The following is a 16,080-nucleotide window of genomic DNA, read 5'->3' on the forward strand; positions in this document are numbered from 1 at the left end:
TAAACAGTCCTCATGGTTTATGATCATGATGTCCATCCGATTCAAGTCTTGCCTTAATTAATCATTCAAACATCATGTATTCGTGGCATTTTATCTGGTTTTCTAGTACATTAACGAGTTTGTTATAGAGAATATCCAGAGGATTATCCAGGCCATGCTGAATACGTTGATTAAGAAAATGTTTGGAAGCCGAAATGAGCGTACATTACGGCGTATGGAAAAGGCAGTATTGGCCGTCAATGCATTTGAATCTCAAATGCAAGCATTGACCGATGCAGAATTAGCTGCCAAGACAGAACACTTTAAAGCTCGTTTTAACGAAGGGGAAAGCCTTGATGAATTACTTGCAGAAGCTTTTGCAACGGTCAGGGAAGTGTCTGTTAGAACTCTAGGCCTTCGTCATTTTGATGTTCAGCTCATAGGCGGAATGGTTCTCCATGAGGGAAATATTGCAGAAATGCGCACTGGAGAGGGTAAGACTCTTGTTGCTACGTTGCCGGCCTATCTCAACGCAATTAGTGGCCGTGGGGTGCATGTAGTTACTGTAAACGATTATCTTGCCAAACGTGACAGTCAATGGATGAAACCTATTTTTGAATTTTTAGGTTTGACTGTTGGCGTTATTTATCCAGATATGTCACATGCTGAGAAACAAACAGCATACAAGGCTGATATAGTCTATGGTACCAACAATGAATTTGGTTTTGATTATTTGCGCGATAATATGGCATTTAGCCTTGGAGATAAAGTTCAAAGAGATTTGAATTTTGCCATTGTTGACGAAGTTGATTCCATTTTAATTGACGAAGCAAGAACTCCACTCATTATATCCGGAGCCGCAGAAGACAGCTCTGAATTGTACATAAAAATTAATAAACTCATTCCCCAGTTAAAAAAGCAGGAAGAAGAGGGCGATCAGGGTGATTTCACTATAGATGAAAAACAAAAACAAGCACATCTGACTGATGCTGGTCATCTTCATATTGAAGAGTTACTGACTAAGGCAAAACTTCTGGATGCTGGAGACAGCCTATATCACGCCAGTAATATTATGTTGATGCACCATGTAAATGCAGCGTTAAAAGCACATGCTATGTTTCATCGTGATATAGATTACATTGTTAAAGACAACCAGGTTGTGATTGTTGATGAGCATACTGGACGAACTATGCCGGGTCGACGTTGGTCTGAAGGTTTGCATCAAGCGGTTGAAGCTAAAGAAGGCGTAGCAATACAAAATGAAAATCAGACGCTTGCTTCAATTACCTTCCAGAATTTCTTTAGAATGTATAACAAGCTCTCTGGAATGACAGGAACAGCAGATACAGAGGCTTATGAGTTTCAACAAATCTATAACCTTGAAGTTGTTGTTATTCCAACAAACAAACCCATGTCAAGAATAGATGAGGCCGATTTGGTCTACTTGAATCAAACCGATAAATATCAAGCCATTATCGAAGACATTAGGGAATGCAGTACCCGTAAACAACCCGTTCTGGTCGGTACAGCATCTATTGAGGCATCTGAATACCTAAGTCAACTTCTTAAGAAAGCCAATATCAAACATCAAGTACTGAACGCCAAATTCCATGAAAAAGAAGCTCAGATTATCGCTGAAGCGGGACGTCCCGGAGCGGTGACTATAGCAACTAACATGGCTGGTCGTGGAACGGATATTGTTTTGGGAGGGAGCTTGTCTGCTGATCTGGCTCAGCTGCCTGATACGGCTACAGAAGAAGAGAAAAAAGCCCTGAAAGCTGATTGGCAAAAACGTCATGAAGCTGTACTGGCATCAGGCGGTTTACGTATTATCGGATCGGAGCGTCATGAATCTCGTCGTATTGATAACCAATTAAGAGGCCGAGCCGGACGGCAAGGCGATGCAGGAAGCAGTAGATTCTATTTATCTCTTGAAGACAATCTGATGCGTATTTTTGCATCAGAACGTGTTGCATCCATGATGCGTCGTTTGGGGATGAAGCCGGGAGAGCCTATAGAGCACAGCCTGGTAACCAAAGCCATTGAAAATGCCCAGCGCAAGCTTGAAGGACATCATTTTGATGTTAGAAAGCAGTTATTGGATTATGATAATGTTGCCAATGATCAGCGTCAGGTTATATATACCCAACGTGCTTCAATTATGGAAATAGAAAACACTGAAGAAGTTGTTGCCATGATGAGAGATGAGGTAATAAACAGTCTGGTGGATACTTATATACCTCCTCAAAGTCTTGAAGATCAGTGGGATCCCAAAGCATTGTCTGATGTTCTTATGGATGATTTTAAAATAAAGGCACCTGTTCATGAATGGATAGATGCAGATCATCATATTCAACCAGAGCAAATCAAAGAAAAAATAGTGACACTGGCTATAGAACATTATGATGAAAAAGTTCGTAAAACTGGACGTCCTGTTATATCCCAGTTTGAAAAATCGGTGATTTTGCAAACCCTGGATAACCATTGGCGGGAGCATTTGGCTGCAATGGATCAATTAAGACAAGGAATTCATTTACGTGGCTACGCTCAAAAAGATCCCAAACAAGAGTATAAAAAAGAAGCCTTTACCCTTTTCACGATGATGCTCGATAATTTGAAGTATGACGTGATCAAATTGCTTTTGTCTGTTGAGATCCAAACTGAGGAAGATGCACATGCGGTTGAAGAGTTACGGCGTGCTGAGCAGATTCGTAAAATGAATCTGCAACATGAAAGCCCAAATGATGATACACAACATGATGACTCTACGTTCAGACGTCAGGAAAGAAAAGTAGGTAGAAATGATCCCTGTCCTTGTGGTTCCGGTAAAAAATTTAAATCCTGTCACGGCAGTTTAGTGTGAAAGTAGCCGTTGCAGTTATTACTGATAGAGAACAACGGGTATTAATAACCCAGCGTTCTCTTCATGTTCCGCATGGTGGATGTTGGGAATTTCCAGGTGGCAAAATAGAGCCTGACGAATCTCCTCAGCAGGCTCTAGTCAGAGAGATCAAAGAAGAGTTAGGTATTACTGTGGTGGATTCAGTCTTTCTTGGTGAAGTGACGCATCAGTATCCAAACCAAATGATCCATTTAATTATTTTTCATGTATCACGCTTTACTGGTGAACCTTTTTGTAAAGAGGGACAGCTGAATATGAAATGGGTGCATAAAGACAAATTGAGCGATGAGGATTTTCCTCAAGCTAACAGAGATATCATTAACATGATTCAACAGACAAGTCAGCACGCTTTAAATTAATAGCAATCAATAGGCGAAATCTTCAATTTAAAAATAACAAATCCAGAAATTGGTCTAAGAATATTATTCTGTCACAGGTTAATGAGCCGGATATTCATGAAAAGGTACTATACCAATGGCAATGTAATCTTTACATTGACGAATAGTCACACGCTTGAGAAGGTAACTCTGATTGTAGATAAATTGGATAGGGTACACCTTGGCGATAACCTGAAAATCGAGAACCCTCTTCATGTCTGACTAATTTGCAATTAATTTATTACCAAATTAAGCCAAACCGATATATTCAGCACTTGATTGGATTTAGTGAAGTTAAAAGGATTTTTTATATGATAACAAATGATAAAATATCTCCGGATATTATCGGATATCAAGGGATGCCATCTGGAAATGCAAATGAAGTTATTATTCAGGTGTCAAAAAAAGATGGAGCTGTTTTAAACGGTACCTTTAGCTTTTATGACCTTAAAACGCTAAAGTCACTCCCCGTTTTTCACCAAACGGAGCCAGAAGAAGTTGAACTTTTGGTATCGCATTGGCAAACCAAAATCGCCCCGGGAGTCATTATAAAAATATGCGACTGAAAAACATGTTGCGTTTGTATTTACTTCAAAATACTCTGTGGAAGACTCATTCAAATTATTTATTTCAGTTGCTGGTATTTTTGTAAGTAATCTAACTCTTAAAGCCAAAAAGATTTGCTATTTTGATGAGATGAGGTTTATAGATTTTCTTTCATCTCATTATCTGACTTTGGATATGTTGTACCACGATTATCGTTTTAGTAAACGTCAAGTATCTTTGCTTGCAAAGCATCAACATAATTTCGATACTTTATTAAAACATGGAATCAGTCTTTCCCAAATAAAAAAGATTAATCCTAAATTACTTGGGGTATCTGATATAGAGAATGTATTAAGGCTGGTAACCTTGGAGCAAATCGCAGGAACAAGTACTACACCGCCACCTATACCAGAAAAAGTATTTAGCTACCCAAAATTGCACTTTACAGACGGAATTGTTCGATCTTTTAAAGTATATACTTACTCAAAGCTACATCCTGTCAGCAGGATTTCTCAATTTTTTAATGAACCATTTAATATAAAATCAACTACTAATCTGTGTGAAGTGGAGTATCGTAACAACAAAGGCGACATTGTGAAAATGAGCCTTAATACCTATACGCCGACCGTAGAGGAGAAAAGCCTGCTTGATGAAGAAATCAAAAACATTATTCCTGAACGCCTTATTCATGATTGGTATCATCTCTCCGAGTCTCATTCTGATTCAACTGTTGAAATCAATAAAAAAATATACAGTCCAGAGTGTAATTTTGTTATTAATAAAAAAATATCCTTGGAATTTCCTGAAAAACGCTTTAATGATGCTGTTCCTCAACCTTTTGGTATTAATCCAGCCTATCACCAGGAACAAAATTTTACACATTTTCTCATGAAAAAAGGCTATCCTTTGGAGGCATATCGTCAACTGCCTGGAATGACAACCATTAAATTATTAACTCTATGTACTCACTTTGATTTTTTAATTTTTTTATTAGAAAAAGGAATGGTTTTAACTGATTTTGTCGACATTGATGAGAATAGCCTTTTATACGTTTTTGATAATCAGTATGCAGAAATCACGGCATTAAAATTTGTTGATCCGCACGAGCTTTTTGGTTTACGGCAAAAAAAATTAAATAGTTCATCAGTAATATTTTTTAGCCAGGCTCCGTCAGAACGCAATAAAATTGATTGTTGTACTTCAGAGTATTCACACGCCGCATCAAGCACTCCAGAGTGAGAAAGTTATATTTGTAATAAAACTAAAATTTTTTCGCAATACGGGAGGATAAGTTAGATTCTATTTACGAGATCTGAATATGAAATTTACTTAACGTCTAATGTTTGGTAGTTGCGGTTGGCCTTTTTGATATGACTATTCCTTATGATAATGATAGCCATCACTTATTATCGATAACGTTTAATAACCAATATAATGCTCAAATCCTAGTTCGTTGTTTGCTTAATTATGACTGGTTCAGGTACGGGTAGGCCTTTTTCAGTTTGACATTCAGAACGATGCGGTGCAAAATTTGGCTGCATGAAAAAAATAGAGCAAAATAAACTTTGTTTGCCCAACCCCCACGAACACGAACCATGCCTTATAGAGATTTCTCATCGTTTCATAACATGAAACTATTATTTGGTAGCTCTAACCGCTCGCTTTAATTGCGTCTATAAAAAATCTGCCCCACATTAAATGCGAATGAACCCACTTTATTTGCGACTGAAGTTTTCGGCCAAAGCCAAAACTTGTTCAACCATGATTTTTTCTGTTTATTGCGATGAGAGCATTAGCGTCCTGTTATGAACAGATTCACAATTACGCATCTCTATATTCTAACAGGGCGCTTCTTTCTTAAAACATTCCTGGTTTAAAGCTTGAGTAGCCCAATATTTCACTGCTTTCTTCGGAATCGGGGCTTGTCAGAACAGTGTTTAGTTGTTCAGGAGACAACTGGAACAACTCGACAGATGAAATTTTATCATTTGTAACCAGATCAATAGCAACTGCAGAAAATTGCATTAATAATGTACTCTCACTGAGAGGAAGAGATACGATCTCTAAAATAGAAAAATTCCCCTTATTCACCAAATCGTATAAACAACCAAGATTGGTGGCAAGCTCAGCAATTAAAACGGGGTGCATACCAAAATAGCGTCATCATTATTTCAAAATCCATGGCATGCAACTGCTCAAAGGTAGCGTTGCATGCCTCTATCAATTTTCTCGCCATGTCTGGATTTTCTGAAATTAATTGGCGTTTCTCCACCGGTAACAAGTGAAATTGCGGTTGCGGAATGTCATAATAATTAATGGTTTAACACCTATTTATAATGATCGGCTGATTGAAGACCTAGACAAGAACCAAACTTCTGAGACGCAGTAACAAAACTACAAAAGGCTATTAATTCGATTAACTCATTACGAGAGAAATAGAACTCCATCTCTTGAACTTCCTCTTTAGATATAGATGTATGATCTATTGCAAATTTATTTGCAAACCTTAACGCAATCGCCGAACGTGCCGACTCGGGATTTCCTTCAGGAGGCCCTGCCTTTAACATACAATAGTGACATAAATTTTTAAAAGCCAAAGCACGCCTGATTTGTTCAAGAAACTCTAAAGTAAATGCATTACTTCGAAAAAAAACTTCCTCTAATTTTACCCATTGATTTAAAACCTCAGGTGCATGCCCCATTAATTTTTCAAAAGGTGATCCGCCGTAATTTGATAGCTCAACATGTGACATAAATATAATATTCCTAAGTACGTGTTAACATTTCTACTTTCTTTGGTCAAAAAAACATACAGGATCGGTTCAATAATTCGTATTTTCCTCAAAAGAACCCCTGTAAATGTTTCATTTATAAAAAATCGAGCAGTAAAGGTGAATGATCGGATACTTCGTCAGCCATTACCTTAAAATCATTCACTTTTATTTCCGGTGAAGTTAAAATGTAATCTGCAAATTTCTCTTCCTTAGTATAAAATCGGGTACGGGTTGAACGTATATTATAAGTCTTAATCAGGTTATTCATCCCTTGTTCTAAAATGCGCATGCTTTCAGTATCAGGTCTTAAATTAAAATCACCGCATAATATTTTGGGCGTATTTAGAGTATCCATAAATTGGCGAATACGATGAGATTGATTTAATCGCTCTGGCGTATCTTTTTTACCTTGACCGTTCCATAAACCATGAATATTGATTATGGCATAGAGTTTTTGGTTTATTTGACATTCAATCCATTGCAAATTTCGGTCATGATTTAAACCTATGCCAGGATAATGTTGTTTTTGATGAATGTTGATTTCACCTTCACTGATGATGTCTATGCTATTTTTAACTAAAAGAGCAATTCCATACACATTCTCAACAGCGGGTTTAAAAATTGCGTAATGATTAGGAAGTAATTTTTGCAAGTCGGAGAATATATTAAGGCTTATTTCTCGCTCTTTATCGTTGAGTGTGCGGTGAGCATTGGAGTAGACTTCCTGGAGGCAAAATATATCAATATCTCTGTTATGATGTATGAATTTAAGAAGAGGATTTCTTAGATGCCCACCCCAAATATTTAAAGTGATTAATTTCATTTAGATAGTGATCTCTGATGGCAATTAAAGTGATTATATTTGACAGAATGCAATTTCCATGTCTATAGATTCATCGTTGATTTCATGAGCTGTTGTTAGCTCATATAATCTGATAGTCAAGCTATTATGGCCTAATTGAAGTTTGGGAGTTATTCCCAGCGATTTATCCATCTTCAGTAAAATCAAATGGTTCATCGCTTTAGGTGATAAATTGTGTTGATAAAATCCATTTTGTGTTTTTATCGGTATGTATTCTGTAGCTTCACGCAGTAAAGACAGGTAAATTCGGACTGTATCCTCCAATTCTTTTAGTGCGCTCACCCATTGATTGATGTGTTTTTGTCTTAATTCAGGAGATGATTCAAACCAGAGAACCAGATGAGGTGAATTAAATTCACAATCTTTAGTATTAGGGTGGTGGATTTGTCTTAATGTTTTAAGAAACTCATCATCATGTATGGCATTACTGAAGCGACCAGGAACGTGATTCAAGATATGGATCTGGGTTGCCAGATCATCAAAAAGTACCATGTTATTTAATAAATTGGGTTTTTTAAGTACATGCTCTATTCTGATTAATTCTTTAATGAAACGGCTTTTTAGCTCGGGTTTTTCAACAATTTCGATTATTTCAATAATGTTTTTCAAGGCAAATCGATGTATGATCTCGTGCGATTCATTACAGGCTTGATTGATTGTTTTGAATAAAAATTCAAGTCTTAGTGCTATCCGGGATAAAAAATGGGTAGCCAATTGAAAGGTAATTGTTTTGTTACACATAACTCAAAGCCATCCTTAGCATAATCTTACCTTTAGCTTGGGTGTTACGAACACGTTAATTACGTGCTGATTTAAATCTACCCTTACTGCTCTAGGCATTGATAAGTCGCTAATATACAAAAGGGTGCAGATGCTTTTAAGACTAACACAAAACTCATTGAAAATAAAAGAGTTCTTTTAGGTGTGGAGTAGATAATTTAGTTTTCTATATGCATTTTTTTTCTTCAAAAGTAATATGCTGTATAAGTAGCATCAACAAAAAAACAGAACTAATCGGGCATCCTTTACTTGTCAGCAGAAGTGGCGATACTAAGTGGTGCACTTAAATAGTGAATATGTAACTGATTAACCGCTTGTTTTAATTGTTCATAATCTGAATCATTGATAATCACATCATCAGCTATTCTTAAGCGTTCACTTGGTGCGGGTTGAGCTGAAAGAATAGCAAGTGCATGCTCTCTAGTACAGTTGTCTCTTTGCATCACTCGTTCAATCTGCAATTCCAGTGGAGCGGTGATTACTAAAACTCGGTCCAGGTAGGGATAAAGCGTTTTATCTGTAAGAAGGGGTATTTCCAAGATACAGTAAGGTGTAGTGCAGTTGTTTACTTTTTGTTCCAGTTGATTTCTGATGAGTGGATGCAGTAAATTTTCCAGCCATTTCTTTTCCTGTGGGTGTGAAAAAATGATTCCTCTTAAATATGTTCTGTTGAGATCTTTATTTACTAAAAGAGCCTCGGGACCAAAATGGGTCACAATTGCGTTATAAGCAGGGGTATTTTGATTGGTGAGTTCTTTGGCAACAGCATCAGCACTTAAAACATCGATACCTAAATCTGAAAAAATACCAGCAACAGTTGATTTACCGCTTGCTATATTTCCTGTTAAGCCAATACATCGTGTCATGGCAAACTTAACCCTTCATTATAGTTTTTACATGTGACGAAATTGATAAAACACGTATCAGGGACACTGCTGTATTCTTTGCAATATGCTTTGGCAGCGAGAGCCGCATCATCTTGTTCGGAATAAAAGTTACTATTCCATGCTGTAGCTGTTTGATCAATAGCGCTACATCGCCATAAAGGTTTTGTACTCATACCCATATAAAAACCTTCACAACTGGACTGAGATGTTTTACAACTGGTGGGAAATTCGCTTTCTTTTTTACATAGAGCAAAAGCCTGGTTCAAGGCAACTTTTTGATAAGTGTTTTTAACCGTCCATTGTTTATTCGTTTTATCCTGGGTAATACATTGCCAGTAGCTGGAGTCGGCATTGGCAGATATTGAAATACCTGAATAAGAGACCCAGAGCAAAACAAGGAAACACCTCACGCAATAGTTCATCTTTTTTCTCCCTTAAAAAGCGTTACTAATTTATCAATGGGCAATGCCTTTGAAAAATACCAGCCTTGTAAAAATCGTACTCCGTTTTTCGATAAATAATCAAACTGCTCTTTTGTTTCAACCCCTTCGGCGATTACGGTAAGATTTAAGCCATGCGCCATGTTTATTATGGCATCATTTAATGATTCTGTAATGGCTTTGGTTCCTATGGCCTGGATAAACAATTTGTCTATTTTTAAATAGTTAAATGGAAAATGTTGCAGATAGCTGATGCTTGCATGCCCTGTACCGTAATCATCAACAGCAAGTGAATAACCGCTTGTTCTCAAATGGTGCATGGTATCGATAAACACACTATTGTTTTTGTCTAATAATTCCCGCTCAGTTAATTCAAAAATTACTTGGTCAGGAGCCAGGTCATAGCGTTTGACAAGAGCATGAAATGCAACAAAAAAAGAGGGTTCCGTGAAGTGAATGGCTGAAATATTATAAGCAAGGTGAAAGTTGCTGTTTTTTTGTAAAATGGGCTGCATGTCCTTAAGCGATATTTCAATAATTTGCAGTGTTATTGGAACAATTAGCCCTGTATTTTCAGCCTCGGCAATAAACAAATCGGGCATAATGAGTTGTTCCTCTTGATCTTTCCATCTCAGCAAGATCTCCACCCCTGTGAACGAGTTACTCTCACAGTCAAAAATGGGCTGATACTCAGGATAAAACTCTTTGTTTTTAATTGCTCGCTTGATGGCGTTTTTAAGAGAGTAGCGATCGGTTATTATTTTTTTGAGTAAAAAATACAATAGAGCAGAAAGGCACAGAATAAAGAGGGTAATCCCTAATTCAATATACAAAAGTTGTCTGATTAATTTTTCACGAGGCTCAACAACTACTACGGACATTTGATCAATATTTTGTATTTTATCAGCAGCAAATATTTGCTGTGTATTTGTTACAACTAGGCTGCTGTGTGCGGGGTTAATTATTCGGGCTTCATTGTTCTTACTTTGCTCCAGGCTCAATAGATTTTTTTTACCTTCATTATCGTATAAAGCGATCTTATGTATGTTGATACTAGGGACTTTAAGCGCATTTTCCACAACAGAGGAGAGGACGAGTATGCCAATCTGATAGTTACCTATGTTTTGCTGTACCAGATAGATGGGCTGATCAAAATACGATAGATCATAAGGCCCACTAAATGAACGAGCATGAGATGAGGTTGAAGAAATGGTGTAATTATCGGGTAATGATGAACAAACGATATGCCGTTTGTTGTCAGTGATGGTTATACCAGCAATATGTAGATTATTTAAAGTAATGTGCTCCAAATAAGGATATAACTCTGTTTTACATTCAGAAAACCGGGTGCCGAATATGGGTAAGGAGTACGCTTCCTGAAATAAATCTTCTACAAAACCATCAAAATGATTACTGATTTGTGTGGCGACATGGTTTAAATGCTCTTGAGCTCTGTTTAAAAAATAATACCAGTTAATGTAAACAGAACCTACGATCAATACGGCAGTCAGCAAAATCCAAAATAATTTGAATTGCTTTATCACAAATTCTGATAGTTCCTCAAATACCTTATTCATCGTGGCATACTTTAATATAAGCAGATTCTATTGATTCTAGTGTGATTTCTGCTAATTTCCCAATAGTTTCTGGTTCTGTATTTAAAGGTGGCATCCAGTATAGTGTATTTCCTATGGGTCTTATTAAAGCCCCATATTTTATTGCTTCCTGATACAGTTTGTTACCAATACGAGATGCCCCGGTATCCGTTAACTCTGCAGCAACGACAGCTCCTAACCCGCGAACATTAACTAACTTTCCAGATATTTGAGCAATACTGTTAAGATGTTGCAGCATTAAATCGCCTAATGCTCGTGATTTATTAATAATTCCTTCGTTATGAAAGGTTTTAATCGTTGCCAGGGCAGCACTAACTGCCAGAGGATTTCCACTGTATGTGTGTGAATGCAAGAAAGACTTGCCTGATTTATAATCATCATAAAACAGATCAAAAATAGCACTGTCTATCATGACGCAGCTAAAAGGTAAGGTTCCAGATGTTAATCCTTTGGACAAGCAGATCAGATCGGGCTCTATACCTGCATGTTGACAAGCCAGCCATTCGCCTGTTCGTCCCATACCCGTCATGATTTCATCGGCAATCAGATAAATTCCTTTCGATTTTGTCCAGCAGGATAATTTTTTTAAAAAATCTGGACTGTAACACAGCATTCCACCAGCCCCTTGAACCATGGGTTCAAGAATCACAGCGCAAACTTGATCGCTTACCTGTTCGAGTTGATTGACGATTTTTGACCAATACTCATCACAATTATTCCATAGAGGATCGTCAGGAGAAGTCACATAGGGGATTGGGTCAATAAAGTGACATCTTACCCCAAAACCTTCATAAGGTGCTTTATAAATCCCCAAATCGCTGACGCTCATGGTGCCAAGCGTTTCGCCATGATAACCATTTTTGAGGGCAATGAATTCGTTTTTATTATTCAATTCTTTTATTTTTGATCCATGAATTGCCAGCTTCATTGCTATTTCTACTGCACTGGAGCCATCACTGGCAAAGAATACATGTTGTTTGCCCGTTATTTTGGTTAATTCTTCTGCTAATTCTACCAGTAGGGGATGAGTGGTATTGGCGCCAATGACATGTTCAAAATAATTCATCTGTTTTTGTATCGCTGCAAGTACCGCAGGATGGCCGTGCCCAAGAGATTTGCACCACCAGCTCGATATGGCATCTATCAAGGGTCCTTGGTTAGTATACAAAAAGCTTCCTTTGGCACGTTCTACAACCAGAGGCGGGCAAGTTTCAAAATCTTTCATTTGAGAACAGGGATGCCAAATGTGTTTTAAATCTTTGGAGATAAGTTCGTTAATGTTGACCATTTTTTTAGATTTTGGTTGACAAGTATGGGCATGACTTTATCATGTTCATTATTACGAATTAAAGGGGGTAGTTGTGACTGAGACTAAGAAAAACTGGACTGTATCCGAAATCGCTGCAATTTATCAGCAATCATTTAATGACTTATTGTACCAGGCTCATACAGTACACCGGACGCATCATGAGGCAAATACCCTGCAATTTGCAACCTTGTTAAGTATTAAAACAGGAGCATGCCCGGAAGATTGTGGCTATTGCTCTCAGAGTGGACATGTAAAAACTCACGTTGAAAAAGAAAAATTAATGTCAGTAGACGAGGTTTTAAAAAGTGCTCAAGAAGCGAAAGAGGGTGGCGCTAAAAGGTTTTGTATGGGAGCTGCCTGGCGTTGTCCGCCTGATAAAGTAATGCCACAATTGCAAGAAATGATAGAAGGGGTTAAAGCGCTTGGTTTAGAAACCTGCATGACTCTTGGAATGTTAAATGAGGAGCAGGCTCATTGTCTGAAAGAAGCGGGGCTTGATTATTACAACCATAATATAGATACCTCTCCTTCGTACTACGATAAAGTAGTCACAACACGTAAATTTAGCGATAGACTTGATACTTTGAATGCCGTCAGGGCAGCAGGAATTAATGTGTGTTGTGGCGGTATACTTGGTTTGGGAGAAACTCGAGAAGATCGAATAGAGTTTTTGTTCACTCTGGCGAATATGGATACGCCACCAGAAAGTGTACCCATCAATAGACTTATCCCTGTAGAGGGAACCCGATTAGCACAGGCTGAACCGGTTGAAGGGATAGAATTGGTCAGAACTATTGCGACTGCCCGTATCCTGATGCCTGTGAGTGCCATTCGTTTAACAGCAGGAAGAACACAGATGAGTGATGAACTACAGGCGCTATGCTATTTTGCTGGAGCTAATTCTGTATTCATAGGTGACAAATTACTTACCGAAGAAAACCCGCAACGAATTAAAGACAAGAATTTGTTCGATAAATTGGGTTTAACCGAGATGGTTTGATGACTCTTGATTTAAGAATTCAGGAATACACTGAAAGCCTGCAAGCTCAGAATTTATTGCGAGTACGTCAGATAGCACATCATGGGCATACTGAGTTTATTCATTTTGATACGAATGACTATCTGTCCTTAACGACAGACCAGGGTATCGCCAAAGCCTATCAGGATGGTTATACCACTTATCCAACAGGTAGTGGTGGTTCGATGCTGCTCAACGGGTATCATCATGTCCATCACGAATTAGAACAGGCTTTTGCTACATTATTGGGCGTGGATGAGTGTATTTTATTTTCTTCAGGTTATGCGGCAAATTTGGCAATAGCTTCTTTGCTAGGCAAAATTGGTGCTGCATGTATTGTTGATAAAGCGATACATGCCTCAGTTTATGATGGTTTAACTCTTTCCAAGGTTCACTGCACGCGCTACCTTCATAACGATGTAGACGATTTAGAGCGTAAATTAAAAAGTAACCCTCACGAGAGCGTTATTATTACTGAAGGTATTTTCAGTATGAGTGGGCAATTGGCACCCCTATCCTCCATAGCTAAGATTGGTGAGCACTATAATTCGGTAGTTTTGGTCGATGAGGCTCATTCCTTTGGTATTTTAGGTGCTCAGGGCAGGGGAGCCGTTGCGCATTATGGGTTAACTCAAAATAAGGTTCCACTTCGAATTATTCCTTTTGGCAAGGCTCTTGCCTCTCAGGGAGCATTGATTGCGGGTCAAAAATCCTGGATTAATGGATTACTGCAAGCAGCTCGTTCCCTTATTTATTCAACAGCGTTAAGCCCTGCACTTGGGTATGGCTTACTTAAAACCCTTGAAGTGGTTGTTCGTGCTGATGACCGAAGAGCAAAACTGAATCAGTTAACAGCTTATTTTAAAGAGAAGGCACGTAACTCTCCCTTTCGCTGGGGTAACTCCAGTTCACCTATTCAGCAACTGCAATTGGGTTGTCCTAAATTAGCATTACATTACAGTAATGAATTAAAGAAGGCTGGTTTGTGTTGCTCCCCGGTTCGCTCGCCTACTGTAAGTCCCAAACAGACCGGTTTACGAATTATTTTAAATTTTGATCATCAAGAAGAGCATATTAACAGGCTTTTTAAGGCGTTAGACAGGATTTATGAATCTACACATCACTAGTTACGGTACAGGCATACCTTTGGTATTTTTTCATGGATGGGGATTTGACAGTCAAATTTGGCATTCACTTATTCCATATTTAGAACAAAAATACCAAATTCTTTTGGTTGATTTACCTGGATTTGGATTAAGCTCAATCCAGGATTGGCATTCTTTTAAACGTAATTTACTCACTAGTTTGCCGCCTCGTTTTCTATTGGCAGGGTGGTCTTTGGGTGGCTTATTCGCCACTCGACTGGCCATAGAAGAACAGCATCGCATCATTAAACTGGTCAATATAACCAGCTCGCCACGTTTCATTGCCGAAGAGATGTGGCCTGGAGTATCTAAAGAAGTTTTTGCTCGTTTTTACCAAAATTTATCGAGAGATAATAATAAAACAGTACAAGAATTTATTAGTCTCCAATTAGGCAAGCAAAAAATCGAGTTACCACAAACAACATTATCAACTCAAAAGGGCCTGGAATCTGGCCTTAAAATTTTGGAAGAATGGGACTTACGAGAGCGACTAAATTCTTTGCAACTTCCGGTATGCTATATGTTTGGCCGATTGGATCCCATTACGCCATTAAAAACCATGGAGCATATGCGCCGTATCTATCCCGACTTTAAATATGTGGTATTTCACAAAGCCGCTCATATGCCCTTTTTATCTCATACCGATCTTTTTATCGATGAATTTACTGGATTTATACAATGAAACGTTATTTTATTACAGGTACAGATACAGATTGCGGTAAGACGTACGTGACGCAAAAATTAGTTGACTATTGTTCCACATCAGTCGCTATCAAACCAGTTGCTAGTGGTTGTTATGCAGAAGAGGATCAGCTAATTAGTTCAGATGCGCAAATTTTGTCACACAAGAGCAGCCTAACAATGGAACAAATTAATCCTTGGCGGTTCCCACTACCGGTTTCACCTCATTTAGCAGCAAAGAAGGTTGGTCAAGTTCTGGATGCTCATGAACTAGCCTCGTATTGTTTAAATCTGGAGGTTAAAGAAGCTGATATTCTATTTATAGAAGGGGCGGGAGGTTTAATGGTCCCCCTAAATGACCAACAAACCTGGATTGATTTTCTTCAACTAAGCAATATCCCCGTCATTTTAGTCGTGGGTATGCGCTTAGGGTGTATTAATCACGCATTATTAACTGCGCATTCCCTAAAGAATCATGGCATTGAGTGTGCGGGATGGATTGCTAATTGCCTTGACCCTGATATGTTACTTTTGGATGAGAATATTGAAACTTTAAAAAATGCTTTGCAGTGTCCTTTGTTGGCAATAATACCTCATGCCGGAGATTTATGTGATATTCAACATGTACCAACGTACCTTAAGCACGCCCGCCTTTAATTCGTCTTTTACAGGGATATACATGTCCCGGTAGCGAATATAAAAATCAGTGCGGGCATGCAACTGTTATAGTTTAGTGGGATAGCTGGATAGAATCAGATAATCCC

At 38.2% G+C, this 16,080-nt stretch carries 17 protein-coding genes; 8 read left to right on the top strand and 9 right to left on the bottom strand.

The features are described 5' to 3' along the window. Window positions 1-154: 154 nt before the first annotated feature. Complete coding sequence (secA, locus tag Lwor_RS10645; protein WP_058493853.1) at window positions 155-2,842, top strand: preprotein translocase subunit SecA; 2,688 nt, start codon at window positions 155-157, stop codon at window positions 2,840-2,842. Next, window positions 2,839-3,240, top strand: coding sequence for an 8-oxo-dGTP diphosphatase MutT (gene mutT, locus Lwor_RS10650; protein ID WP_058493854.1), 402 nt, complete (start codon window positions 2,839-2,841; stop codon window positions 3,238-3,240). The genes secA and mutT overlap by 4 nt, the downstream gene beginning before the upstream one ends. A gap of 78 nt (window positions 3,241-3,318) precedes the next feature. On the opposite strand, the gene Lwor_RS13965 is transcribed toward mutT, so the two are convergent. Continuing rightward, window positions 3,319-3,474 carry a hypothetical protein gene (locus tag Lwor_RS13965; protein WP_157063147.1) on the bottom strand — a complete coding sequence of 52 codons (156 nt, stop codon included), beginning with the start codon at window positions 3,472-3,474 and terminating at the stop codon, window positions 3,319-3,321. A 95-nt stretch (window positions 3,475-3,569) separates the two neighbouring features. On the opposite strand from Lwor_RS13965, the gene Lwor_RS10655 reads away from it, so the two are divergent. Then, complete coding sequence (locus tag Lwor_RS10655; RefSeq protein WP_058493855.1) at window positions 3,570-3,824, top strand: hypothetical protein; 255 nt, start codon at window positions 3,570-3,572, stop codon at window positions 3,822-3,824. Window positions 3,825-3,954: 130 nt separating this feature from the next. Beyond that, window positions 3,955-5,043 carry a hypothetical protein gene (locus Lwor_RS10660; protein WP_147279884.1) on the top strand — a complete coding sequence of 363 codons (1,089 nt, stop codon included), beginning with the start codon at window positions 3,955-3,957 and terminating at the stop codon, window positions 5,041-5,043. Between the two features lie 618 nt (window positions 5,044-5,661). Here Lwor_RS10660 and Lwor_RS10665 read toward each other — a convergent pair. The 8 genes from Lwor_RS10665 to bioA all read right to left on the bottom strand — a co-directional run bounded on the left by Lwor_RS10665 (window position 5,662) and on the right by bioA (window position 12,451). After that, entirely contained in the window at window positions 5,662-5,952 is a 291-nt protein-coding gene (locus tag Lwor_RS10665; protein ID WP_058493857.1) for a hypothetical protein, read from the bottom strand. 179 nt (window positions 5,953-6,131) lie between these two features. Then, a complete protein-coding gene (locus tag Lwor_RS10670) occupies window positions 6,132-6,557 on the bottom strand; it encodes a carboxymuconolactone decarboxylase family protein (protein WP_058493858.1) in 426 nt (141 codons plus the stop codon). Between the two features lie 115 nt (window positions 6,558-6,672). Next, the gene (locus tag Lwor_RS10675; RefSeq protein WP_058493859.1) at window positions 6,673-7,401 is read right to left on the bottom strand and encodes an endonuclease/exonuclease/phosphatase family protein; all 729 of its coding nucleotides are present in this window, start codon (window positions 7,399-7,401) and stop codon (window positions 6,673-6,675) included. Window positions 7,402-7,434: 33 nt separating this feature from the next. Then, window positions 7,435-8,181: a cell division protein ZapD gene (gene zapD / locus Lwor_RS10680; protein WP_058493860.1), complete on the bottom strand. Its 747-nt coding sequence runs from the start codon at window positions 8,179-8,181 to the stop codon at window positions 7,435-7,437. Window positions 8,182-8,465: 284 nt separating this feature from the next. After that, window positions 8,466-9,086 carry a dephospho-CoA kinase gene (coaE, locus tag Lwor_RS10685; protein ID WP_058493861.1) on the bottom strand — a complete coding sequence of 207 codons (621 nt, stop codon included), beginning with the start codon at window positions 9,084-9,086 and terminating at the stop codon, window positions 8,466-8,468. Continuing rightward, window positions 9,083-9,529 carry a hypothetical protein gene (locus tag Lwor_RS10690; protein ID WP_058493862.1) on the bottom strand — a complete coding sequence of 149 codons (447 nt, stop codon included), beginning with the start codon at window positions 9,527-9,529 and terminating at the stop codon, window positions 9,083-9,085. The genes coaE and Lwor_RS10690 overlap by 4 nt, the downstream gene beginning before the upstream one ends. Continuing rightward, window positions 9,526-11,124: an EAL domain-containing protein gene (locus tag Lwor_RS10695; RefSeq protein ID WP_058493863.1), complete on the bottom strand. Its 1,599-nt coding sequence runs from the start codon at window positions 11,122-11,124 to the stop codon at window positions 9,526-9,528. The genes Lwor_RS10690 and Lwor_RS10695 overlap by 4 nt, the downstream gene beginning before the upstream one ends. Next, entirely contained in the window at window positions 11,117-12,451 is a 1,335-nt protein-coding gene (gene bioA / locus Lwor_RS10700; RefSeq protein WP_058493864.1) for an adenosylmethionine--8-amino-7-oxononanoate transaminase, read from the bottom strand. The genes Lwor_RS10695 and bioA overlap by 8 nt, the downstream gene beginning before the upstream one ends. Before the next feature lie 73 nt (window positions 12,452-12,524). Here bioA and bioB point away from each other — a divergent pair, with 73 nt between their 5' ends. The 4 genes from bioB to bioD are packed head-to-tail and all read left to right on the top strand — an operon-like array spanning window position 12,525 to window position 15,973. Further along, window positions 12,525-13,472 (top strand): biotin synthase BioB, encoded by a 948-nt coding sequence (gene bioB, locus Lwor_RS10705; protein WP_058493865.1) that lies wholly within the window; start codon window positions 12,525-12,527, stop codon window positions 13,470-13,472. Continuing rightward, window positions 13,472-14,617 (top strand): aminotransferase class I/II-fold pyridoxal phosphate-dependent enzyme, encoded by a 1,146-nt coding sequence (locus Lwor_RS10710; protein ID WP_058493866.1) that lies wholly within the window; start codon window positions 13,472-13,474, stop codon window positions 14,615-14,617. The genes bioB and Lwor_RS10710 overlap by 1 nt, the downstream gene beginning before the upstream one ends. Continuing rightward, window positions 14,598-15,317: an alpha/beta fold hydrolase gene (locus Lwor_RS10715; RefSeq protein ID WP_058493867.1), complete on the top strand. Its 720-nt coding sequence runs from the start codon at window positions 14,598-14,600 to the stop codon at window positions 15,315-15,317. Before Lwor_RS10710 ends, Lwor_RS10715 begins: the two co-directional genes overlap by 20 nt. Continuing rightward, the gene (gene bioD, locus Lwor_RS10720; protein ID WP_058493868.1) at window positions 15,314-15,973 is read left to right on the top strand and encodes a dethiobiotin synthase; all 660 of its coding nucleotides are present in this window, start codon (window positions 15,314-15,316) and stop codon (window positions 15,971-15,973) included. The genes Lwor_RS10715 and bioD overlap by 4 nt, the downstream gene beginning before the upstream one ends. Window positions 15,974-16,080 lie beyond the last annotated feature (107 nt).

It is taken from the genome of Legionella worsleiensis (assembly GCF_001467535.1).
Taxonomy (GTDB): Bacteria; Pseudomonadota; Gammaproteobacteria; order Legionellales; family Legionellaceae; genus Legionella; species Legionella worsleiensis.